Genomic DNA, 20,578 nt, shown 5'->3' with positions numbered 1-20,578 from the left:
TAGAAGCGCGAGGCATAAATCAGGAACGGTTACGGACGATCATATTGGGACTCTGAGGTGAGGGTAAGCTCACGATAAACTTGTTCGATCGCAAAGCGCAGGTTAATACTGCTGAGTTCGATGGTGTCGCCTGGTTTGTAGTTGATAATCATCCAGTCGCCAGCCTCATTTTTGTGATACAAGTCCATTTCAATCTGGGTAGAACTCACCAATAAATAATCCTGTAGCACTGGATTTTGACGATACATTCTAAATTTGCCGCCTCTATCGTAGGCTTCGGTGGCGTCTGACAATACTTCAACAATTAAACAGGGGTAGGTGATGTATTGGGTCGTCGTTTTATCGCGATCGTCACAGGTCACGCTGGCGTCAGGATAGGTGTAGTTTTGGGCTTCGACAATCTTGACTTTGATGTCGGAGTTTCCCGTGATGCAATCACTCCCGTCTAGATGAGTATCGAACAAGCTGGTTAAACGAACGGCAATGCGGCCATGGTTAACGCTGCCGCCGCTCATGGCGTAGACTTCGCCATTGATATATTCATGTTTCTCTAGCTGAACCTCTTCCCAAACCAGGTACTCGTCGGGGGTGAGGCGAGGGGTGCTATCGTTGGCGGCAATCATACAGCTAGGCTAGGCAAGCGTCTGAAGGGCTGAAATTAAGCGCAGTTGTCTGGGCAGGTAGGCCACTCTAATTCTAAATGCTCACCCTCACCCCCCACCCATCTACCCCCCCACTCCCTACCCCTAAATCACCTCTCGCCTCAACTCCGGAAACACCTTCCCCACTTTCCCCAGCACATAGTCCCCGTAGGTGCCCTCAAACAGTTGCAGGCTGGCTCCGTCCCAGCGATCGCAACCGTCGTCCGGCCCAGAGCCGACCAGGGAGGTAACCGGCTCGACGGTGGCTTCAAAGTTGGGGTCAAAGAAGAAGGGGAAGGAGAGACGGTCGCGCCCCGACACATTCCTCACCCGGTGCGGGGTCGAGCGGTAGAGACCGCCTGTGATGCGATCGAGCATGTCGCCAATGTTGCAGACAAACGTATTGGCGACAGGCGGGGCCTCAATCCACTGCCCCTGGGACTTCACCTGCAAGCCCCCCAGGTGATCCTGCTTGAGAATGGTGAGCAGGCCGTAGTCGGTGTGTTCTCCTACCCCCCAAGCGGTCGCTGGTGGCCTCGGCGGCAGGATAGTTGAAAATGCGAAACAAAATCAGCGGGTCACGGGTGTAGCGCTGGTCAAAATAGTCGGCCTCCAGGCCCAAGCTGAGGGCAATGCCTCGCATTACGGTGTGGCCCAACGCCGTCATTGCCGCTATGTAGTCCAGCACCGTCGGTTGCAGCTCGGGAATTGTTGATGGGAATAGGTTGCACCCGTGCAGCGGCGTACCCGCTTGTACCAGAGGGTGGTCGTTACACAGTTCGGCTCCCAGGTAGAGTCCCTCCTTCAGGTCGGGCTGGCCCGAGGTCAGCTCTCCCCCCACGGGAAAGTAGCCCCGCCAGGCGCGGCCACCCTTGGCCATGGCGATGGCTAGCTTCGCCTCTAGCGGCTGCGCAAAGAATTCGCGGCTGAGGGCTTCAAGCTGCTGCTGCAACCCCTCGTCCACCCCGTGGCCAGTGATGTAAAAGAAACCGTGCCGACGACAGGCTTGCCCCAACTGCTTGGCCACGGACAGTTGCTCGGCCACGGGCAGAGATAAATCTGGGGATAGTCGCAGTGGGGCAATGTCGATAATAGGAATGGTCTGTGACATGGTTGTTGTTAAAGCCACAACGTACTGCACTTATCTTTTTAGATCTTAAACGGATTATTTGTAGCTCGAATTACAACTAAATTAGGCATGCAAAAATGCACCTGTGACTGAAACTACAATTGTCATATAGCCTTACAAAGGCTAATTTCGGCTTCACTAAAATCCTAGAAAATTGTAATTACAGAAACAAATATAGGGGGATTTTTTGATGTTTTTGTAGTCCGAAAAACAATGGCGATCGCTAAATTTTTTGTAACAAAATAGTTTACTCATTTGCTATATAAATAAATCAAGGTTGGTTTTTCAACAGCCTTCGCTGACTCTGAGCTGCGATCGCGCTCTACTGTCCGCCCATCGACCTTATCTAGCATTGATACCCACGCAGGCTTGACTTAAGCCTGCAACTTTCAGGCATTGACCAGTGCCCAATTTTTGTGCGGGCTAGTTTAATGCAGGCTAGGTAACGGTGGTTGAGAGGGCAGAATCCAACCTGAACTTTGATGAAATTGCTCTTTAGGAGACCTGTGTTATGTCCTACGATGCCTTTTCTAAGGTGGTGGCTCAAGCCGATAGCCGAGGTGCTTACCTGAGTGATGACCAGGTAGATGCATTGATCAACTTGGTCAGAGACGGCAACAAGCGTGTTGATGCTGTTAACCGCATTACCAGCAACTCGTCGGCGATCGTCGCCAGCGCCGCCCGTGAATTGTTTGCCGAGCAGCCGCAGCTAACGGCCCCCGGCGGCAATGCTTACACCAACCGGCGGGCCGCTGCCTGCCTGCGCGATCTAGAGATTATTTTGCGCTACGTCACCTACGCAATCTTTGCTGGGGATGCCAGCATCCTGGAAGATCGCGCCCTGAACGGCCTGCGCGAAACCTATGTGGCCCTGGGTACCCCCGGTGCTTCAGTGGCGGCTGGGGTTGAAAAACTCAAAGAAGCCTCCATTCGCATTGTCAGCGACACCGCCAACATCACCCAGGGCGATTGCAGCTCTCTCATTTCTGAGCTGTCGGGCTATTTTGACCGGGCCGCTGCGGCAGTGGCCTAGGTTTTGAGCTACACCAAGTCCAGCTCGGGAGCTGTAGTTTTTCCACCGGCAGAACTCCACTTCTAGCCTTGGATGAGGTTTATTTTCATACCCTTTATACCTTTACGTTTGAGGTAATTTTTCGATGTCAAAAACACCCTTAACCGAGGCCATCAACACCGCTGACTCCCAGGGGCGGTTCTTGAGCAGCGCTGAGTTTCAGGTGGCCTTTGGTCGCTTTCGCCAGGCCGAAAACACCCTGGCGGCGGCTAAAACCCTAGCCAACAAAGCCGATAGCCTGGCCCAAGCTGCCGCCAATGCGGTTTACCAAAAGTTCCCCTACACCAACCAGTTGCAGGGGCCAAACTATGCCGCCGACGATCGCGGCAAAGCCAAATGCGTGCGCGACATTGGCTACTATCTACGCATCATTAGCTACGGCCTAATTGTCGGCGGCACCGGCCCCATTGATGACTATCTAGTGGCGGGTCTGGCCGAGATCAACAGCGCTTTTGAACTGTCGCCTAGCTGGTACATTGAAGCTCTGAAGCACATCAAAGCTAACCATGGTCTTAGCGGCGACCCGGCGGTAGAAGTCAATACCTATATTGACTACGTGATCAATGCTCTGAGCTAAGGCTGTGGGCAAGGCACCAGGCTCTCCTACCTGAACGCCTTATTGATAAACAACTGTTGAATGCGTCAAACAATCATTTGTGTAGCATCTTGGCTCTGTCCGTGGTCTTGTAAGGCGGCTGTGAGCAGAGTCAGGGGCTACGCAAGTGATTTTTTTTGCTCCGCCGAGCCAGCAATGGCCGTAAAAATCCCTGGAACCGCAGGCTAATTCTGCGATTCCAGGAGGAAGTTAGCATCCTGTCCGTAGACCGTAGACTACGACTGAAATAACAGTTGAGAGCCAAGACCACCATAGATGTAGCGGTCTTGGTAGGCTTCTTTAAATAGCCTGAAGGCAATATGGCCAGTGCAATGGGAAGGCGACACCAACCGAACGCCCAATTCGTTTTTGACTTTATCGACCAGGGCCGCAATGTAGGTGCTGTCGTAGGGAAACAGGTGAAACCCGCCAGCAACAGTATCTACCGTTTTACCAGTAGCCTCCCTCGTGGCGCTAATGATTTCTTCAACCCCGGTATGGGAGCAGCCTACTACCAGAACCTCGCCTTGAGGGGTGTCGAGGGTTAAGGAAAGCTCTGGCAAACCGTTGAGGGCGGGTTCTTCGGTGGAGTTGGGGGGATAACCGTTAAAGCCGCCCAGGTAGGGCGATCGCGTAAAGATGATTTGAATACCCGGTGCCACCTCTAGATTTTCGCGCAGATACTCTATATTGGTGGCTCGGTAAAACCGCCCGCTGGGGGTGAGGTTCACCTGGGTAGCACCGGTGCCAAAGTAGCGCTGCTCAGGGGGCAAGGCGGCGGCGGCCTCTGGGTCGGGGCCACCAAATTGAAAGGTAGACGGAGAAGCTCCTAGGGTATGGAGATCAAAGGGCAGGTAGAGTTTGACATCGGGGTTGACCTCAATGAGATAGTCGAAGCCGCTGAGATGGTCGGCGTGGGGGTGAGAGAGCACCGCAAAATCAATGGTACTTAAATCTAAGCTCAGCTTTTCGACGTTGCGCTTAAATACATCGGCGTTGTTGCCCGCATCAAACAAAATGCGTTTGCCGTTGTATTCCACCAGAGCGCTGTAGCCCCAGTCCTCTTCCAGCTCGCTGCTGTCGCTGAAGGCGTCGTACAGACTGGTAATGCGGTTTTGGCCAGCGGGGGGCAAGCTCGCCAGTGCCCCAGGGGGATGCACTAGGGTAGTCAGCCCGAACACCACCGCAAGACTAATGGCAAACAAAACTCCCAGGGAAAGTAAGCGTTTCTTCATCGAATCATATCCTCTAGAGATGGAAACAAAAGGGCGTTGATGGAGCGATCGACATTGAGATCGACGGCTAGGCGATGGGTGGGGCAATCGCAGCGATCGCCCTGCTCCACAGCGTTATCGTTGGCATCGGGGCTGCACAAATGGCGGCTGCTTTGCACTAGCAGCGGCACGGCCAAAACCAAAATCATGCCTGACACCAGCAGGCTAATCACGCCATCGGCCCAGGCCCAGCCCAGCCAGTAAACCGCGATCGCCCCTACGACCACCCCCACCGAACTCACGGCATCGGCCAACACATGCAAAAAAGCACTCTTGAGGTTGAGGCTGTGGTGGCTGCAACCCTTTAGCCAAAGGGCATTGATGGTGTTGACCAACAGCCCCGCTAGAGCTGCGAGCAGCATTGGAAGTCCAAGGATTTCGGGCTGGTCTAGCTGCAATCGATGCACGGCTTCAGCTGCCACCCAAAGGGCGATCGCCACCAGACTACCGGCATTGACTAGGGCGACCTGGGCTTCAAGTTGTTTAGCTTGACTAGGATTCTCTGGATTGGTTGATCGGTGACTCAGCCAGGTTGCCAACAGAGTAAGCCCGATGGCGGCGGCGTCTATCACAACATGTCCGGCATCCGCCAAAAGCGATAGGCTATGACTCCAATAGCCTATGCCCAACCAAGGTACCAGGACAAAAAATAACAGAGGGAGCAGAAAGCTAGAGCTGGCGGGAATTTGACAAGGTGAGGGGAGAGGAGGTGAGCTAGGAATTACCACACCCCTTAGCATCGACCTCCTCATGAACGAGATTACCCGAATTCAAGCGGCACTGCGACCCCATCTGCCCTGGCATAGAGCCCGCCTGACCTTTGTAGCGCTCTTCCTAGTGGCCGTGTTTCGAGTGGAAACCGTCAACTTAGACAAGCTCGCCTCAGTCTTTGCCAATCGGGCTCAGAGTGCCTCCAGCCACAAACGTCTGACTCGCTTTTTCCGAAGCTTTGCCGTGGATTTTGAGGCCATTGCGCGAGCCGTGGTGAGTTGGAGTCAGATCCCACAACCCTGGACGTTGTGCCTAGACCGCACGAATTGGAGCTTCGGCAGCGTTAACTTCAATATCCTGATGCTGGGCATTGTCCACGAAGGGGTGGCCTTTCCAATCCTGTGGACGCTGTTAGATAAGCGCGGCAACAGTAACAGTGACGAGCGGATGGATTTGATTGAGCGCTTCGAGCGCCTCTTCCCCAATGCCCAGATTCACTGTCTGACAGGCGACCGAGAGTTTGTGGGTCAAGAGTGGTGTAGCTTTTTGTTGTTGCCCAACGCTATGCCCTTCCGCCTCCGGTTGCGCCACAGTGACCGCATCAGCTCTCGCTCAGGCAAACGACGACAAAAGGGCGAGCGGGTCTTCGCCAACTTAGCGGTCGGCGAGCAGCGGATTCTGTCGGGCAAGCGTTGGGTGTGGGGTCGCCCTGTCTATGTCGTCGCCACCCGACTGGAGGATGGCGAACTCCTAATTTTGGCCACTGGCCACCGCCCTCAGAGCGCACTGGCGGATTACCACTTGAGATGGGGCATTGAGACGTTGTTTGCCGCGCTCAAAACCCGAGGATTTAACCTCGAATCCACCCACTTCCGCCACGCTGAGCGGCTCAGCAAGTTGATAGCGCTGCTGGCCCTAGCGTTCTGTTGGGCCATGCTGACCGGGCTCTGGCAACACCATCAGCACCCGATTCCGCTCAAGGCTCATGAGCGCCGGGCTAAAAGTCTGTTCCGCCATGGCTGTGACTTTCTGCGGCGCACCTTCTGCGATCTCTCCCTCCGGGTCACTGAATTCAATCAGGCGCTACAACTTTTGTCCCTGTACTGAGATGCCCAACTCCACAAAAAACAGTCCAGATAGTGTTCCTAGGGCTAGCAATAAACGCCTATGAGTCTGATTGTCAGGGTGCGACAGAACAGATTCTACAGCCCAATGCAACGGGGGCTGAACCGAAGCAGAATCCAGAAAGCCAGCTTGCATTACATTACAAATCTCCAACGGTTGACAGAATTTAGAATTTTGAAGGGCCAAGCGATCGCGCTAGAGAAATGCAAGAATCTACAGCGGTTTGAATTGATTTATTGAGGCACGGCAGGTAGATTCTCCACGCAGAAGTATGCCTGCCCTAGAGATTTTCACGATTCATATTGAATCGCTACAACGCTTTGCTGTCGCCCTTCTAGGCTATGGCTCAAGAAATAAAATCAAGGCTATTCTTGCAAAAATCGACAAAAAGCTTCTTCAAGAAAGGAATATTTAGCCTTGTTTAGAGTTGCATGATTGATATAAAAAACTCAGTAAGGTTAACTACAATTTCCCTCTCAAATTCGTGGGTGTTTAGCCATTGAGAAATTGGCTCAACCTATCAAAAACCTAAAAAACAATCACGCTAGGCCAAAACCCAGCGTGATTGTTTCCCTTAATGGCAAGACTAAAAACTAGTTTCAGTAACCATCGTCGGCATCGGTGTTAAACCACAGATCGGCGTCTAGCTCCACCAGATCGAGCAGTGCTTCGTGGATGGTGGCGGCGCGACCCTCGATCACCAAATCAAACCAGCCATCTTCCTGGCCATTGGCTCCGAGCAGAGCACCGAGGATGTTGACCTTGAGGCCATAGCGATTGATCAAATTAGAGATCACCGGGTCGGGGTGCCGCTCCTTGGGAATGCGAATTTTGACCTGGGTTTGCACCAGGCTTTCCGGTTCCTTGAGGTGCAGCGCCTCCAGGCCATAGTCGGGAGAGATGGATGCCATCACAAACCTCCTTAATGACCCCGATGCTGAATGCCAGTGTTGCGCTCTAGCAGATACTTCAGCACCAGGGTAACGACTGCCAGGCAGGCCAGCAGCAGAGCAGCAGTGTAGGCGGCCTGGGTGTTGTATTGAATATGGGCTTCTTCAATAAAGAGGGGCAGGGTTTGGGTTTTGCCCACGATGTTGCCCGAAACCACGGTCACCGCCCCAAACTCACCCATGGTTCGCGCGTTGGTCAAAATGAGACCGTAGAGCAAACTCCACTTGATCGACGGCAGGGTGACCCGCCAAAAGGTCTGCCACTGGGTTGCCCCCAGGGTAGCGGCGGCCTCCTCTTGCTGCACGCCGTTTTCTTCGAGGGCAGGCAGCACCTCGCGGGCAATAAAGGGCATGGTGATAAAGATACTGGCCATAACAATGCCTGGCAGGGCAAAGATAATCTTGATGCCGCCAGCCTCAAGCAGTGGCCCAAACCAGCCTCGGTTGCCAAACAGCAGCACCAGCATCAGACCCGCCACCACAGGCGAGATCGAGAAGGGCAGGTCGATGATGCTGATCAAGAGCGCTCGCCCCGGAAAATTTTTGTTGGCCAGCGACAGCGCCGCACAGAGCCCAAACACTGTATTTAGCGGCACCGTAATCGCCGCCGTAATCACCGTTAGCTTGACCGCATGCAAAAAGAACTTGCTGCTAAACGTGTCGAGCAACCCGGGTAGCCCCCCCTTCAGCGCCTGAACAAACACGTTGAGGGAGGGCACCAGCAACGTTAGCGCCAGGAAACCAAAGGTAAAGGCCACTAGCAGCCACTTGCCCCACTGAAACCCCGAGGTCGTTCCCCGGGGCTTAGACTCGGCAGCAGCAATGGATTGCCTTAGAGATGAATCAGCCATAGAAGCGCCTCCCCCGGGCCTGAATGAGGTTGATTGCCAGCAGAGCCGACAGCGAAATCAGCAGCAGCACCGTGCCAATGACTGTTGCCCCAGCGTAGTCAAACTGCTCCAAACGCTGAATAATCAGCACTGGCGCGATTAAGTCTTGAAAGGGAATATTGCCCGCAATAATCACCACCGAGCCGTACTCACCCACCGCCCGCGAAAACCCCATGGCCACCCCCGTGAGAATGGCGGGCATCAGCGGCGGCAAAATCACCCGCCAAAAGGTCTGCCACGGGGAAGCCCCCATGGACCAGGCGGCCTCTTCCATTTCCGACTCCATGTCTTGCAGCACCGGCTGCACCGTCCGCACCGCAAAGGGCAGCGCGATAAAAATCATCGCCACCAGCACCCCCAGACGGGTAAACGACACCCTGATGCCGAAGGGCTCAAGAAAGCCGCCAATCCAGCCGTTGGTGCTGTAGATGGTGGAGAGCGTTAAACCGGCCACCGCCGTCGGCAGCGCAAAGGGCAGGTCGATAATAGCGTCTAAAAAGCGCTTCCCCGGAAACTCGTAGCGCACCAGCACCCAGGCAATGATCAGCCCGGCAAAGCCGTTGATGATGCTGGCCACCAGCGCCGTAAAAAAGGTGACGTTGTAGGTGGCGATCGCCACCGGGTCAGTGGCGATGCGCCAGATTTCAGCCGGATTTAGGGTCAGCGCCTTGAGCACAAGCGCTGCCATCGGCAAAAACAAAAACAGCGTGAGATAGAACCAGGTGACTCGCCAAGGCCAGGAGGCATGGACAATTTGGTGCCAGATGTTCTGGGGTGAAAACGGTGGGGATGAAGTCATGGTTTACAGAAGAAGGGTAAGGGGTTAGAGCGTTTAGAGGTTGGAACGCCAGACTGTTCTAACGTTCCAACCCTTTGCATCTACCTACTTGCCAACTTTGGCTTGAACCTGGTCAAAGATCGCCCCGTCGGCAAAGAATTTTTTGTCAATTTCTTCCCAGCCGCCCAGGTCAGCGATGGTAAACAGGGTGTCGATTTTGGGGAACTGATCGGCAAACTGCTCACCCACCGATGGATCAGAGGGACGGAAGCCGACTTTGGCGAACTCCTCTTGGGCCTCTGGGGTAAACAGAAACTCCACAAAGGCTTCGGCCACTTCACGGGTGCCGTGCTTATCCACGTTGGCATCGACAACGGCAACGGGGTTATCGATAGAAATATTGACCTCGGGAACGATGTAGGGCAACTCTTCACCATTTTGAGCGGCCAGCAGTACCTCGTTTTCGTAGTTGATCAGCACATCGCCTTGGCCTCGGGTGAAAAATACGTCGGTGGATTCCCGCGCATCCTTGGGTAGCACCGGCACGTTTTGATAGACCTTAGTGACAAAGTCTAGGGCGGCGGCATCATCGCTACCAGTTTGGGTCAGAGAGCCCCAGGCCCCCAAAAAGTTCCACTTGGCCCCGCCAGAGGTTTTGGGGTTGGCGGTCACCACGGCTACATCGTCGCGGGCCAGGTCTTCCCAGCCTTGAATATTTTTGGGGTTGCCCTCGCGGGTGACCAGCACCGCCACCGACTTATGCACGATCGCATTGTTGGGCGCTTCGCCTTCCCAGCCGGGTTCGATCAGGCCGCCTTCTTCGATTTTTTTGGTGTCTCCGGCCAGGGCTAAGGCGACGATATCGGCTTCTAGACCGTCGAGCACGGCGCGGGTTTGGGAACCTGAGCCGCCGTAGCTCTGGTTAAAGGTGACCTCTTGGCCGGTTTCCGCCTTCCACTGCTCAACGAATTTAGGAATGATTTGCTCGTAGGCCGCCTGGGTCACCGCGTAGGAGACCAGGGTGAGTTCGACGGGGCCAGCGGCGGCGGTGGTCGAGTCGCCCGTGCTGGCCTCGGGGGTGGGGGTGGTGCTACCGCAGGCGGCCAGGGTGCCCGCCAGCCCCAGGCCAGCCATAAATAAAACTGCCGATCGCCGCGAAATGTAGCGTTGAGGTGAGGTCATGGTCGCTCTCCAAAGAATCTCCGGTATCTCGATGTGGTTGTCGAGGATTAGGTTTACGGACTGTATCACAGAATTCTTGGATAAAATTGCAATTCATTCAAGATCAAAGTAAACATTTTCTAGATCTCGCCTGCATCATGTTTTGAAGTGACTTGCATTCAAGCTGCGAGTAAGGTAGGTTTGTTTCACATTGCGGTAGCTTCCTTGACGGTAGTTCTAGGTTTGTGGCTGCTGTATGGCGCGTTTACTGGCGCTGACGTAACGTCTGGCTGAGTCGATTGAGCACCCCCTGAGGCGCACCGTAGAGTTTTGGAGATTACCCGTGGGAATTAGAGTCGAAAATGTGTCTAAGCGGTTTGGGGACTTTCAGGCCCTAGAACCGATTAACCTCGACATTAAGAGTGGTTCGCTGGTGGCGCTCTTGGGTCCGTCGGGCTCTGGCAAGTCCACCCTGCTGCGGGTCATTGCGGGTTTAGAACAGGCCGACACCGGGAAGATCTATATTTCGGCTAAAGATGCCACCACTAAATCGGTGCAAGATCGCAACGTGGGCTTTGTGTTTCAGCACTATGCACTGTTTAAGCACCTAACGGTGCGTCGAAACGTCGCCTTTGCTTTGGAGCTACAAAAGTGGCCGAAAGACCGTATCAAGCACCGGGTCGATACTCTACTGGATTTGGTGCAGCTCAATGGCTTGGGCGATCGCTACCCCGCCCAGCTCTCCGGTGGGCAGCGCCAGCGGGTGGCCTTAGCGCGGGCGCTGGCGATCGAGCCTCAAGTTCTATTATTAGACGAACCTTTTGGTGCCCTCGATGCCAAGGTGCGCAAGGATTTGCGCGATTGGCTGCGCCGCCTCCACGATGAGGTGCATGTGACAACGGTCTTTGTCACCCACGACCAGGAAGAGGCGATGGAAATCTCCGATGAGATTGTGGTGATGAGCAATGGTCGGGTTGAACAGGTGGGTTCTTCAGCTGAGATTTACGAAAACCCCGCTACTCCATTTGTGATGAGCTTTATCGGCGCGGTCAACGTGCTGTCGCCTGACAGTACATGGAAGTCGCTCCACCGCGATGCCCCGGCTCATGGTGAGGTGTTTCTGCGGCCCCACGATATCGAAATCTTTACCACTCATTACGATGGCAGCGTGGCGGCAACGGTGAACCACATCATTCACCTGGGCTGGACGATTCGAGTTGAGTTGACCCTCGATAATGGTCATCCCATTACCGCTCACATCAACCGCGAGCAGTATCACGATCTGGGTATTCAGCCAGGGCAAACCGTGTATCTGCGAGCCAAGCTGATCCGCAGCTTTGAGGGGTCACCCAGCTACTCGCAATCGGTCGCTTGAATATCGAGAATTTCAAGGCAATACGTTACGGTCTAACGACCTAGAATTCCAGCCTTTCCTAGAGGAGGGGCTGGATATTTTGTGATTGGCTATTGGTACCTCAGACTAAGCACGGTAACTACCCGATCTCTGTATGTGCCCATTAGAGACAGCAATATGGGCAAGCACTTACAGTTTCAAAACATTTAAAGCCGAATCAGAAATGTGGCATAATTCTTGCAAGGATACACCGGTAAATCGGTAGATTTTTAGGTGTATGGTTTGGTTTTACGGACAACATTCGATGGGGCTGGCATTGAGAGTGGGTTTGGAGCTAGAGGGCGGTGAGCTGGGGTTATCGGTCTGGGCGCTGGTATTGCTGGCCGGGGTCTTCTTTCTCACTAGTGCAATCAGCATGGTGACCGGTAGCACGTCGTTGATTACGGTGCCAGCGCTGTTGCATGCGGGGGTAGAGCCTCAGGTGGCGATCGCCACCAACATGGCCGCCCTCACCCTAATGAGTGTCGGCGCTACCTTACCCTTTCTAGGCCAAAGACAGCTCGACACCCGCCGCGCCCCTTGGCTGATCAGCCTTACTCTGATGGGTTCTGCCCTAGGCGCGGTGCTGCTGAAGTTGCTGCCCGATAGTGCTCTGTCACCCTTTATTGCGGCGTCGATGCTAGTAGTGGTGGGGGTATCGCTGCTGCTGGGCGACAAGGGCATCCAGCCCAGCAATCAGGTGTTGTCTCCCCTCTGGAGCGTGGCTGGGTACCTGGCCACCTTTTTTTTTGCGATCTACGGCGGGCTGTTTAGCGGTGGCTACGTTACCCTGCTGACGGCGACCTTTGTGGGCTGCTTTGGCCATACGTTTGTGGCGGCGATCGCCACCAGCAAACTGGTCAACATTTTTTCGTCTTTTATTGCCACCGCAGTCTTTATCACCCTGGGGCTGGTGAATTTTAGCCTTGGATTGTTGCTGGGCATGGCCATGTTCTTTGGCGCATTTCTAGGGGGGCGAGTGGTGCTGCACCTGCCCAACCGCTGGCTGCGCCGCATCTATGTGATTACCGTTGTTGCCCTAGCCCTAAATCTCTTGCTAAGACCATGATTGAGATCAACATTCCCGGCTTTCGCCATCTCCAGTTGGCCCATCTGGTGCTCGACTACAACGGCACCCTGGCCATCGATGGCCATCTCATCCCCCAGGTGGGTGAAAAACTGACTGAGCTTTCCCATGATCTACATATCTACGTGTTGACTGCCGACACCTTTGGGCTGGCTAAAACTGGACTGGCGGGGCTGCCCCTCGACCTCACCATTACTCCTCCAGAAGATCAGGCTGAAACCAAGCTGGCCTTTGTCAGCGACCTGGGAGCAGAACAGGTAGTCGCCATCGGCAATGGCCGCAACGACGGCCCCATGCTGAAAGCGGCGGCCCTGGGCATTGCCTTGGTGCAGAGTGAAGGCAGCGCGGTAGAAACGCTGGTAGCTGCCGATATTGTTTCCACCAGCATTCTCGATGCCCTCGATTTGCTCAGCCATCCAAAGCGGCTGGTTGCCACTCTCAGGGCCTAGGCTATCCCGTCAACGAACGCCTCTTGATATTCAACAAAATTCAGTAATCCACCTATGACAACGCCTCCCTTGCCACTTACCAAGCCAGAAACCCCGCTAGACGCGCTAACCGACACTGCCCCCACCGCAGAAACTGCGCCCCCACCCACAAATTCCTGGCTGCGCCGACTGTGGGGCGGCACCCTGGTGGTGATAGGCTACCTGCTTTCGCCCCTCTGCTGGTGGAATGACCTGGTGATCAACCTACCCCTGGCCCTGGGCTTTGGCTATCTAGCTAGCCGCCCCTGGCCCGATGCCCTGGTGCCCCTGACCGGCGTGGGCTACTGGCTCACCAACGTGGTTGGCTTTGTGCTGATGCAGCAGGGGGCCGTCACTGCCTTGCAAAAAGATGGGCAAGGGTCAAAGAGCCAATCCCTCCGCAACGGGTTAATCAGCTCGACGGTCTATACGGTGGCAGTTGTATTGCTGATTCAGTTTCACATTCTAGAGATGCCTGACTTTCTAAACGGCGACTTGATGGCTGTGTTGGATGCTTGGCTACCGAATTGGTTGATGGGGTAGCTAACACCATGTCTCAAGCTACCCTCAAACCCCTCTGGCCCCTCTGGCTAGGCGTCGCTCTACCGCTAATCGGGCTAGTCGCCCTGGGGTTGCTGGTAGCGGCTTACCCTGCCCTGCCCGCCTGGGATGCGGCTTTTTTGCTACGGCTACACCGCTACGCCAGTCCAGCTTTTAACCGCAGTGTGGTCGCCATCTCTAACATGGGTACCTTCTGGGGTGTGATGCCCGCCTCTATTGGGCTGACGGCCCTGGCGCTGTGGTATCGCCACTGGCCTGTGGCGAGGTACCTGACGCTGGTGATGGCGGGGAGCGCTGGGCTGAATACGGTCACCAAGCTGCTCTGGCACCGAGTGCGCCCAGCGCTTTGGGAAGGCATTCCGCCCCACGCCGACTTTAGTTTTCCCAGCGGCCATGCCACCTATTCCATGACCTTTGTGCTGGCTCTGGTACTGCTCAATTGGGATAGCCCTCGCCGCCCCTGGCTAGTTGGGCTGGGCGGGTTGTTTGCTCTGGTGATTGGCTTTAGCCGGGTGTACCTGGGGGTACATTTCCCTAGCGATATCGTGGGGGGCTGGCTGCTGGCTATCGCCTGGGCGATTGGTCTACACCAACTCATGTTTTACTGGGGGCCGTGGCTGCGATCGCAGGTGTAGAGCTGATTTTCCCTCATCCTTTACTTCCCCACCCCATGCTTGCCGTCTCCTACCTCTCCCCCAACCTGCTGTGGCTTTACCGGGCTGTAGGCAACTACCTAAGCCGCCTGGGCTATACGGTGGATGTGGTGCAGGGGGAGTTTGACCCGCTGGATGATCCAGATCTGACGGGCGATCGCTGGGATTTGCTCTTCATCTGCGGCTTGCCCCTGATGCGCTATGGGCGGCGCGTGCCCCACCAGTTGCGTCCCCTGGTCGCCCCGGTAATGGACGGGATGCGTTACGGCGGGCAGCCAGTGTATTTTTCGGATGTGGTGGTGCGGGCCAATAGTGCTCTGTATACGTGGGAGGATCTGGCTCAGACGGTGTTTTGCTACAACGATTGCGGTTCCCACAGCGGCTACAGCCGGGTGGGCTATGAGTTAAGCCAGCGGGGGCTGAACTGGGATTTTTTTAGGGAGAAGGTGGAGTCGGGGGGGCATTTGCGATCGCTCGACTACGTCCTCACCGGCAGGGCAGATTGCGCGGCGATCGACAGCACTGTCCTCGAACAGGCCCGGCGCGAGAATCCCATCCTGAGCCAAAAGCTCCACATTGTCACCAGCCTTGGCCCCTCGCCCATGCCACCCCTTGCAGTCTCCCAGCGGCTGGGCCAGGCTGCAATACGCAGTATACAAGAAGCCCTCCTTCAGCCCGATACTGCGCTGCAAGGGCAGCTTGCCCAAGCGGGAATGTTGCGGTTTGCAGCGGTGGACTGGGCTACCTATAGGCCGGTATTGGCTATGTATGGGATGAGTGAGGGAGTGGGGGATTGGAAGTAGGGAATAGAGAAAAAACCAAAATCCAAAATTCTCCCCCAACCACCCCCTATCTCTTCACTCCTCCACCCCTCTCGCCCGCCACGCCACAAACGCCTCCAGCGTCGGAAAATAGCGAATCACCTCATCCAAGCCCAGGGGCCTGCCTGAGCGATAGCCGTCCCAGTAGGCGGAGTCGGTGCTGCGGGGCAGCAGGCCAGCATCGCGATCGCGGCATCCCCGCTGAAACCAGTCCTCTCGTCTCGATCGAATTTCCATCGCCACCTCCACAACGGCGACAGCGGCAAAGCACTGCTGCCAAAGGTTTTAACCGTATACATTGATCGTACGAAGGAAATTCGATAGAAGCAAATAGTCTTTCTTGTCGTATTAATAGATTTTGGTGATGATAGGGAGTGGATAAAAGTTTTGAGTGTTGAGGTTTGAGTTTTTTCAGGACAGCAGAAATTCAAAACTCAACATTCAAAACTACTCTGCCCCCCACTCCCTACGCCATCGCCAATCGCCCTGGCTGCTCTATCGCGTGGCGATAGACCGCGCGAAACAGCGCCTGCTGGGTATGGCTGCCGCCGAGGCGATAGAGGTGGGGGAGCACCGGGCGCAGATGGGCGATCGCACTCTCCAAATCTCCCTGGGCGTGGGCCACCAGCCCTCTGGCCGCAGGCACCGCCAGCTTCAGCCACAGGAGCTGGGCTGGCCCATCCAGACCGCAGCCGTGGATCGTCATATTCTCAATCAGGGTGTGGGCAGCATCGGCATTGCCCGCGCGGGCCAGGGCGTAGACATAGTGCAAATCTTGAAAGGGTAGGGCCTGTTCTGCCAGACGGAGCTGGAGTGGGCGAGTTAGCGATCGCCAGCGCGACCCGACCTCTACCCCGGCCAGCTCCAGCCGCAGCAAAAGTGCGATCGCCCCCACCTGATCCTTCGGCGTGTGTTTTTGGGCGCGGCCCCACACGTGACTGTCGTAGAGCCTGAGCACTGTCGCCGTGTCGCCCAGGGCCAGGTGGGCCAGGGCCACGTGCCACCAGTTGTGGGTGTAGAGCATCGAGTTGCAGTCACCCCAGGTGTCGGCAAAGGCTCTCATCCAGTCCACAGCTTCCTGGTGGCGACCCTGGGCGTCGAGCACGTGGGCCACAGCGTGGTGTGCCCAGGGGTTGTGGCGGCGCAGTTCTGTCGCCTGCCGTCCCAAGGCTTCGGCCTGGGTGAACTGGTGGCACTGCTCTAGGCCAAAGGCCACCATGCTGTAGAGCAGCGGGTGATTGGGGTTTGCCGGAAGTGCCGCCAGGGCCACCTTTAGCAGCCCATGGCTATCGCCCCGGTAGAAATAGTGGTACTGGGCCTGCTGCACCGCTAGCAAATCTTGGGGAAACTCTTGCCCTAGGGCGACATGGCAGCCGATCGCCTGCTCAATCTGGCCCTGTCCCCAGGCCTGGATGCCGCGAATGTAGAGCTGCTCCCGGCGAGAAACCTGCGCCACCCCGGCCAGCGCCTGTTTGAGATAGGGCCTGGCCCGTACTCGGCCAGCCCAGTTTTCTTGGCTGAGGTAGTAGGCGGCGGCGTAGGCCTGGGCGATCGCACAGTCTTCATCGGCGTCAACCGCTTTGAGAATGGTGGCTTCGGCTTCGCATCCATAGGTAAGAGCCTGATCGATGAACTGGCTAATGGCTTCTACGGCCTGGGGAGAGTCGGTGGTGACAGCAAGGCCTTGAGCATCTTGAATCATGGTTAAAACAGCCGCTTACTACTAAGAGGTGCTACCACTATCCATGAATTCAGTTGAAACTCAAGCTAACTGGAAAACAATTGGGAATAATTTTAGATTTCTCAGCCGCCTGGGCAAGCTTTTCCTATACCTAGGCTCTGCAACCATGGCGATCGCTGGGGCTACTCAAACATGGCCCCAGTGATCAGCATCGGGGCGGTGAAGACGTAGTAGATAATGCCCGTGCCCAAAAAGAGCACCGCCAGGCTAAAGAGGGCTACCCAGCGATCGCCCGACTCGTAGGTCTCGGCATCGATGGCGCGGCGCACCCCGTAGTAGTGCTGAGTAGACAACAGCACCGTCAGCAGGCCAATGATCGAAAACGCCAGTCCCAGCTTCCAAGTCACCCCCGTGGAAGGCAGCAGCGGTGGCTGAAACATGCGAATACGCACAATCACCAAACCAAAACCAATCAGCGAAATGGCGCTCCGCATCCAGGCCAGGTAGGTGCGCTCATTGGCCAAGTGCTCACGGACGCGATCGGAGCGGCGCTTGACTGTGGCCTGGTCGGCAGGGGTGTCGTTAGTTCTGGAGCGGGTGAGGGTGAGGTGCATGGAGGTGGGGGTGAGGGGGTAGGGGAGTGAGGGGGGGAGGGGGTGAATGGGTGAATGGGGGGCATTAGAGACCAGGGGCGAGGGCGTAGAGCAGTTGATGGCTGCCGTTTTCGAGCAAAATTGACGAGCCTAGCCAGATCAGCACAAAGGGAAAGGCGCGGCGCACGTAGCGGCTCATAATCACCGCCGTCATCGGCTGGCGGTTGAGGCTATAGGAGACAAACAGCCACAGGCCAATGGCCGCATAGCACACCGCCAAAATAATGCTGAGGCGCGGCAGGGTGCTGCTGGCAAACAGGGGAATGTAGATGGCGATGTTGTTGCCGCCGTTGGCTAGCGTCACCGCCGACACGCGGTAGGTCTGGGGGTCACGCAGGGTGTGCCAAAGCGAGGTGCGGCGCACCTGGCGGTAGTGGGGGTTGGTGGGGTTTGCCACCGACACATCCACCGTGTCGTCTTCGCCCATGGCTTGGCGGCTGAGCAGGGCGTTGACGCCAATGGCAATGGGTAAAAAGCCCAGCAGCCCAATCCAAATGTGGGGAATCATCAAACCGGCAAAATAGCCGATGAGACTGATACCAACGAGGCCTGTAAACCCTACAAATTCGCCCACGACAATATGGCGGGGCCGAAAGGTGCGGTTGGTTTTGCTGAAGAACATCGTCAAATAAATGTTGTCGTCAAAGGTGGTGGCTGTAGCGGTGGCCACCCCAAGGGCGACAGTTGGTAAAATCCAATCCATTGGGAATACCCCTGAAGGAAGAGCACCCTCAATTTACGGGGAGTAAAAAATAAGAGCAAATGCTCTTTTTTGTAGAAACGATAAATTGCAGTTATGCACGCCACAAAAAGCTTGAAACCCTTGTCTAAAAACGGTTCTATCACAGCAGTTTTGCCAATTGGCAGTACCCAAACGGGTTTATTTTTGAGAGGAAAATTGTCTGTTTTTTGAGTGTAATGTAGCCACTTGGTAACGCGCAGAATTGCTCCCAAGGACAGTCGTTATCCCATCCCTGAGTCCCAAAGTGCCGCCTCTGACACCAAGCCCAATCGGTGGATAGTAATTATGGCTAGAACAGTGCTGCTAGAGTAGCTGTTCAGCACTGAGTGCTAATCCCCAAAGCCAAGATCCCAGGGTTTTTCAAAAACCCTGGGATCTACATCGCAGCACTGCTTTTCATAAATTATTCAACGCTGTCGTCCACCAATTCCACCAGACGCGAAAACCAGTAGACAATCTCAGGGTCGCAGCAGGTCGTTAGGCGGGCAATCTCCCGCGCCAGTTGGTAGGTTGCCTCTCCTTTGGGGTGGTGTGTTAACCCAGCGTGGGCCAGCAGCGCCGTTTTTAGATCGCCCTGAAACTCCGGCAGCCGCTGGCCCTCGGCCTGCTGCATTTGGTTGAGAATCGGCTGCCAGTCAATCTCCTGCTTTGGTCGCCTACGGGGAAGTGGAATTTGCATAGAGTCCTTCTTTTTTATAGGTTGATGTATTTGTTTTTATTATTCCCAGGAGGGGTAGGGGGTGGATGAGTGGGGGGTAGGGGGTAATTGGGTTGTTGGTTGCAGAGTTTGGGTGTTCACTCAAGGACTCCCCACTCCCCACCCCCTACTCCTTACGCTCTAATCAACCGGAGCATTTGCCACTTGCGCGGCTACGTCAGCCAAGCTGAGCTGGGGCAGGGGAGTAGCGGTATCTGCTGCTTTCAGCACCTTATAGAGGGGGGCATCAAACTCGATCGCGCCTGTAACTGGGTTCTCGCTAATGGTGAGGCGGGTGCCGTCGACCAGCGATGCGATCGCCCCTTCGCCGCCTAGGTCAAGCCCTGTTACCGCAGCATCAGCGGGCAGAAATACTCCCGTGCAGGCCCAGTCGTCGTCGGTGGTTTGGCCAGCGCCCAGGTAGGCAATGTCGGGGGTGGCGTTTTTGCGATCGGGGTCGTAGCCGTAGACGCCCACGGTGGAGGCGGTAGTGTTGCTACAGATGCCGAAGTCTTCGCTGGTCTCTTGGATGTACTTTTGAAAGCGCAAATCGGAGAGTTTTTGGCTGAGCGAGGCAGCAGTGTAGCCAGCGGCTTCCAGGTCGGCGTTGGGGTCAGTTTGAAGCTGGATTAGTTCTGTGAGGGTTTGAGTAATTTCGGCGTACTGGAGGCTCTTTTCGGCGATCGGGTCGGCGCTGGCCGGGCGAGCCAGACCGATGAGCACCAGCAGCACCCCCGCAAACAGTAGAAAACTCAAGGCATTTTTGAGAGCATGAAGCATGGGAAGGTCTCCTTTTCTAGGGTTAAACTTGCAAAAATTCAAAACAATGTCGGCACCATCGTTAGCTCAGCCGCCGCCAAACTCACTCACCTCAGCGGGCTATCAATCGATAGGTTTCGCTATCGATCAAAATGAACAGGCCCAGGCCAATGAGTACGAGGGGCATTAACCGATGGCCCACCGTTGTCAGGCGGTTGCCTACCAGGGGATGGCTAACTAATGCCTGGGCTAGCCAGTACCAGAGGGCGACTAGCACTCCAAACACCAGCAGCGTCAGGCCCAGCTCGGCCCAGGTTTGACCGGCAAACAACGACACATAGATGCCAATATTGTCGCCACCGTTGGCCAGGGTAATGCCTGCGATCGCCGCCATTTGAGCATTGACCAAGGGCAGTTTGGGGGCATTTGCTAGCTGCACCTCGGCCTCGTCTTCTCTCTTGAGCAACTGCCGAAAGCCAATCGCGATGGGCACCACACCCAGCAGACCAATGTAGGCTTTAGGCAACACTAAACCACCAAAGAAACCGGGCAGACTCAGCGCCACCAGGGCGGCAAAGCCTAGGTAACGACCCCAAAAAATTTGGCGGTAAGAAAAGCGGCTGGGCACCTGAGAAAAGAACACCATAAGTAGAACAAAGTCGTCTAGGTTGGTGGCTACAAATGCGGCTGTGGCTTTGATTAGGGTTTGCAATGGCCAGGCCATAGAGAAGCAGGGGA

At 55.6% G+C, this 20,578-nt stretch carries 24 protein-coding genes and 1 pseudogene; 10 read left to right on the top strand and 15 right to left on the bottom strand.

The window, feature by feature from the left end; translation table 11 throughout:
• Positions 1 to 29: 29 nt before the first annotated feature.
• Positions 30 to 623 carry a Uma2 family endonuclease gene (locus AC0QKW_RS03000; RefSeq protein ID WP_473149571.1) on the bottom strand — a complete coding sequence of 198 codons (594 nt, stop codon included), beginning with the start codon at positions 621 to 623 and terminating at the stop codon, positions 30 to 32.
• Positions 624 to 746: 123 nt separating this feature from the next.
• A pseudogene (locus AC0QKW_RS02995) lies at positions 747 to 1,752 on the bottom strand (isopenicillin N synthase family dioxygenase).
• Positions 1,753 to 2,281: 529 nt separating this feature from the next.
• Here AC0QKW_RS02995 and AC0QKW_RS02990 point away from each other — a divergent pair.
• Entirely contained in the window at positions 2,282 to 2,803 is a 522-nt protein-coding gene (locus tag AC0QKW_RS02990) for a phycocyanin subunit beta (protein WP_473149570.1), read from the top strand.
• A gap of 124 nt (positions 2,804 to 2,927) precedes the next feature.
• Positions 2,928 to 3,419: a phycocyanin subunit alpha gene (gene cpcA / locus AC0QKW_RS02985; RefSeq protein ID WP_473149569.1), complete on the top strand. Its 492-nt coding sequence runs from the start codon at positions 2,928 to 2,930 to the stop codon at positions 3,417 to 3,419.
• A gap of 254 nt (positions 3,420 to 3,673) precedes the next feature.
• Here the strand turns inward: cpcA and AC0QKW_RS02980 are convergent, their stop codons facing one another.
• Together AC0QKW_RS02980 and AC0QKW_RS02975 are read right to left on the bottom strand one after the other, a co-directional pair.
• Positions 3,674 to 4,672, bottom strand: coding sequence for an MBL fold metallo-hydrolase (locus AC0QKW_RS02980; RefSeq protein ID WP_473149568.1), 999 nt, complete (start codon positions 4,670 to 4,672; stop codon positions 3,674 to 3,676).
• A complete protein-coding gene (locus AC0QKW_RS02975; protein WP_473149614.1) occupies positions 4,669 to 5,376 on the bottom strand; it encodes a cation diffusion facilitator family transporter in 708 nt (235 codons plus the stop codon). The genes AC0QKW_RS02980 and AC0QKW_RS02975 overlap by 4 nt, the downstream gene beginning before the upstream one ends.
• 85 nt (positions 5,377 to 5,461) lie before the next feature.
• On the opposite strand from AC0QKW_RS02975, the gene AC0QKW_RS02970 reads away from it, so the two are divergent.
• The gene (locus tag AC0QKW_RS02970) at positions 5,462 to 6,529 is read left to right on the top strand and encodes an IS4 family transposase (protein ID WP_473149567.1); all 1,068 of its coding nucleotides are present in this window, start codon (positions 5,462 to 5,464) and stop codon (positions 6,527 to 6,529) included.
• A gap of 289 nt (positions 6,530 to 6,818) precedes the next feature.
• Positions 6,819 to 6,962: a hypothetical protein gene (locus AC0QKW_RS02965; RefSeq protein ID WP_473149566.1), complete on the top strand. Its 144-nt coding sequence runs from the start codon at positions 6,819 to 6,821 to the stop codon at positions 6,960 to 6,962.
• Between the two features lie 184 nt (positions 6,963 to 7,146).
• Here AC0QKW_RS02965 and AC0QKW_RS02960 read toward each other — a convergent pair whose 3' ends face one another.
• The 4 genes from AC0QKW_RS02960 to AC0QKW_RS02945 form a co-directional block, all read right to left on the bottom strand.
• Positions 7,147 to 7,458: an NIL domain-containing protein gene (locus AC0QKW_RS02960; RefSeq protein WP_473149565.1), complete on the bottom strand. Its 312-nt coding sequence runs from the start codon at positions 7,456 to 7,458 to the stop codon at positions 7,147 to 7,149.
• A gap of 11 nt (positions 7,459 to 7,469) precedes the next feature.
• Positions 7,470 to 8,348 carry a sulfate ABC transporter permease subunit CysW gene (cysW, locus tag AC0QKW_RS02955; RefSeq protein WP_473149564.1) on the bottom strand — a complete coding sequence of 293 codons (879 nt, stop codon included), beginning with the start codon at positions 8,346 to 8,348 and terminating at the stop codon, positions 7,470 to 7,472.
• A complete protein-coding gene (gene cysT / locus AC0QKW_RS02950) occupies positions 8,341 to 9,186 on the bottom strand; it encodes a sulfate ABC transporter permease subunit CysT (RefSeq protein WP_473149563.1) in 846 nt (281 codons plus the stop codon). The genes cysW and cysT overlap by 8 nt, the downstream gene beginning before the upstream one ends.
• 84 nt (positions 9,187 to 9,270) lie before the next feature.
• Complete coding sequence (locus AC0QKW_RS02945) at positions 9,271 to 10,347, bottom strand: sulfate ABC transporter substrate-binding protein (protein WP_473149562.1); 1,077 nt, start codon at positions 10,345 to 10,347, stop codon at positions 9,271 to 9,273.
• Positions 10,348 to 10,669: 322 nt separating this feature from the next.
• Between AC0QKW_RS02945 and AC0QKW_RS02940 the strand changes: the two genes are divergently transcribed.
• The 6 genes from AC0QKW_RS02940 (at position 10,670) to AC0QKW_RS02915 (ending at position 15,290) form a co-directional block, all read left to right on the top strand.
• Complete coding sequence (locus tag AC0QKW_RS02940) at positions 10,670 to 11,701, top strand: sulfate/molybdate ABC transporter ATP-binding protein (RefSeq protein WP_473149561.1); 1,032 nt, start codon at positions 10,670 to 10,672, stop codon at positions 11,699 to 11,701.
• A gap of 283 nt (positions 11,702 to 11,984) precedes the next feature.
• Complete coding sequence (locus AC0QKW_RS02935) at positions 11,985 to 12,788, top strand: sulfite exporter TauE/SafE family protein (protein ID WP_473149560.1); 804 nt, start codon at positions 11,985 to 11,987, stop codon at positions 12,786 to 12,788.
• Positions 12,785 to 13,255, top strand: a complete 471-nt coding sequence (locus AC0QKW_RS02930; protein ID WP_473149559.1) for an HAD family hydrolase — start codon at positions 12,785 to 12,787, stop codon at positions 13,253 to 13,255. The genes AC0QKW_RS02935 and AC0QKW_RS02930 overlap by 4 nt, the downstream gene beginning before the upstream one ends.
• Positions 13,256 to 13,309: 54 nt before the next feature.
• Positions 13,310 to 13,816, top strand: a complete 507-nt coding sequence (locus AC0QKW_RS02925; protein ID WP_473149558.1) for a DUF7980 family protein — start codon at positions 13,310 to 13,312, stop codon at positions 13,814 to 13,816.
• An 8-nt stretch (positions 13,817 to 13,824) separates the two neighbouring features.
• Positions 13,825 to 14,469: a phosphatase PAP2 family protein gene (locus tag AC0QKW_RS02920; RefSeq protein WP_473149557.1), complete on the top strand. Its 645-nt coding sequence runs from the start codon at positions 13,825 to 13,827 to the stop codon at positions 14,467 to 14,469.
• Positions 14,470 to 14,504: 35 nt separating this feature from the next.
• Positions 14,505 to 15,290 (top strand): phosphate/phosphite/phosphonate ABC transporter substrate-binding protein, encoded by a 786-nt coding sequence (locus AC0QKW_RS02915; protein ID WP_473149556.1) that lies wholly within the window; start codon positions 14,505 to 14,507, stop codon positions 15,288 to 15,290.
• Positions 15,291 to 15,344: 54 nt separating this feature from the next.
• Here AC0QKW_RS02915 and AC0QKW_RS02910 read toward each other — a convergent pair whose 3' ends face one another.
• From AC0QKW_RS02910 to AC0QKW_RS02880, 7 genes are all read right to left on the bottom strand, one after another.
• On the bottom strand, positions 15,345 to 15,545 hold the full coding sequence (locus tag AC0QKW_RS02910; protein WP_473149555.1) for a hypothetical protein: 201 nt from the start codon (positions 15,543 to 15,545) through the stop codon (positions 15,345 to 15,347).
• 229 nt (positions 15,546 to 15,774) lie between these two features.
• Positions 15,775 to 17,010, bottom strand: coding sequence for a tetratricopeptide repeat protein (locus AC0QKW_RS02905; protein WP_473149554.1), 1,236 nt, complete (start codon positions 17,008 to 17,010; stop codon positions 15,775 to 15,777).
• 161 nt (positions 17,011 to 17,171) lie between these two features.
• Complete coding sequence (locus tag AC0QKW_RS02900; protein ID WP_473149553.1) at positions 17,172 to 17,603, bottom strand: YidH family protein; 432 nt, start codon at positions 17,601 to 17,603, stop codon at positions 17,172 to 17,174.
• Between the two features lie 64 nt (positions 17,604 to 17,667).
• Positions 17,668 to 18,345, bottom strand: coding sequence for a cadmium resistance transporter (locus AC0QKW_RS02895; protein ID WP_473149552.1), 678 nt, complete (start codon positions 18,343 to 18,345; stop codon positions 17,668 to 17,670).
• Positions 18,346 to 18,787: 442 nt separating this feature from the next.
• Positions 18,788 to 19,063, bottom strand: a complete 276-nt coding sequence (locus AC0QKW_RS02890; RefSeq protein WP_473149551.1) for a hypothetical protein — start codon at positions 19,061 to 19,063, stop codon at positions 18,788 to 18,790.
• A gap of 159 nt (positions 19,064 to 19,222) precedes the next feature.
• Complete coding sequence (locus AC0QKW_RS02885; protein ID WP_473149550.1) at positions 19,223 to 19,861, bottom strand: hypothetical protein; 639 nt, start codon at positions 19,859 to 19,861, stop codon at positions 19,223 to 19,225.
• Between the two features lie 91 nt (positions 19,862 to 19,952).
• Positions 19,953 to 20,564, bottom strand: a complete 612-nt coding sequence (locus tag AC0QKW_RS02880; RefSeq protein ID WP_473149549.1) for a cadmium resistance transporter — start codon at positions 20,562 to 20,564, stop codon at positions 19,953 to 19,955.
• Positions 20,565 to 20,578: the final 14 nt, after the last annotated feature.

This window comes from Pseudanabaena sp. PCC 9330 (genome assembly GCF_055795045.1).
This window is presented reverse-complemented; position numbering and strand designations above follow the sequence as displayed.

Coding starts and splice junctions, on each gene's coding strand:
- AC0QKW_RS03000 (WP_473149571.1), bottom strand. CDS start 623: ATGATTGCCGCCAACGATAGCACCCCTCGCCTCACCCCCGACGAGTAC.
- AC0QKW_RS02990 (WP_473149570.1), top strand. CDS start 2,282: ATGTCCTACGATGCCTTTTCTAAGGTGGTGGCTCAAGCCGATAGCCGA.
- cpcA (WP_473149569.1), top strand. CDS start 2,928: ATGTCAAAAACACCCTTAACCGAGGCCATCAACACCGCTGACTCCCAG.
- AC0QKW_RS02980 (WP_473149568.1), bottom strand. CDS start 4,672: ATGAAGAAACGCTTACTTTCCCTGGGAGTTTTGTTTGCCATTAGTCTT.
- AC0QKW_RS02970 (WP_473149567.1), top strand. CDS start 5,462: ATGAACGAGATTACCCGAATTCAAGCGGCACTGCGACCCCATCTGCCC.
- AC0QKW_RS02965 (WP_473149566.1), top strand. CDS start 6,819: ATGCCTGCCCTAGAGATTTTCACGATTCATATTGAATCGCTACAACGC.
- AC0QKW_RS02960 (WP_473149565.1), bottom strand. CDS start 7,458: ATGGCATCCATCTCTCCCGACTATGGCCTGGAGGCGCTGCACCTCAAG.
- cysW (WP_473149564.1), bottom strand. CDS start 8,348: ATGGCTGATTCATCTCTAAGGCAATCCATTGCTGCTGCCGAGTCTAAG.
- cysT (WP_473149563.1), bottom strand. CDS start 9,186: ATGACTTCATCCCCACCGTTTTCACCCCAGAACATCTGGCACCAAATT.
- AC0QKW_RS02945 (WP_473149562.1), bottom strand. CDS start 10,347: ATGACCTCACCTCAACGCTACATTTCGCGGCGATCGGCAGTTTTATTT.
- AC0QKW_RS02935 (WP_473149560.1), top strand. CDS start 11,985: ATGGGGCTGGCATTGAGAGTGGGTTTGGAGCTAGAGGGCGGTGAGCTG.
- AC0QKW_RS02930 (WP_473149559.1), top strand. CDS start 12,785: ATGATTGAGATCAACATTCCCGGCTTTCGCCATCTCCAGTTGGCCCAT.
- AC0QKW_RS02925 (WP_473149558.1), top strand. CDS start 13,310: ATGACAACGCCTCCCTTGCCACTTACCAAGCCAGAAACCCCGCTAGAC.
- AC0QKW_RS02920 (WP_473149557.1), top strand. CDS start 13,825: ATGTCTCAAGCTACCCTCAAACCCCTCTGGCCCCTCTGGCTAGGCGTC.
- AC0QKW_RS02915 (WP_473149556.1), top strand. CDS start 14,505: ATGCTTGCCGTCTCCTACCTCTCCCCCAACCTGCTGTGGCTTTACCGG.
- AC0QKW_RS02910 (WP_473149555.1), bottom strand. CDS start 15,545: ATGGAAATTCGATCGAGACGAGAGGACTGGTTTCAGCGGGGATGCCGC.
- AC0QKW_RS02905 (WP_473149554.1), bottom strand. CDS start 17,010: ATGATTCAAGATGCTCAAGGCCTTGCTGTCACCACCGACTCTCCCCAG.
- AC0QKW_RS02900 (WP_473149553.1), bottom strand. CDS start 17,603: ATGCACCTCACCCTCACCCGCTCCAGAACTAACGACACCCCTGCCGAC.
- AC0QKW_RS02895 (WP_473149552.1), bottom strand. CDS start 18,345: ATGGATTGGATTTTACCAACTGTCGCCCTTGGGGTGGCCACCGCTACA.
- AC0QKW_RS02890 (WP_473149551.1), bottom strand. CDS start 19,063: ATGCAAATTCCACTTCCCCGTAGGCGACCAAAGCAGGAGATTGACTGG.
- AC0QKW_RS02885 (WP_473149550.1), bottom strand. CDS start 19,861: ATGCTTCATGCTCTCAAAAATGCCTTGAGTTTTCTACTGTTTGCGGGG.
- AC0QKW_RS02880 (WP_473149549.1), bottom strand. CDS start 20,564: ATGGCCTGGCCATTGCAAACCCTAATCAAAGCCACAGCCGCATTTGTA.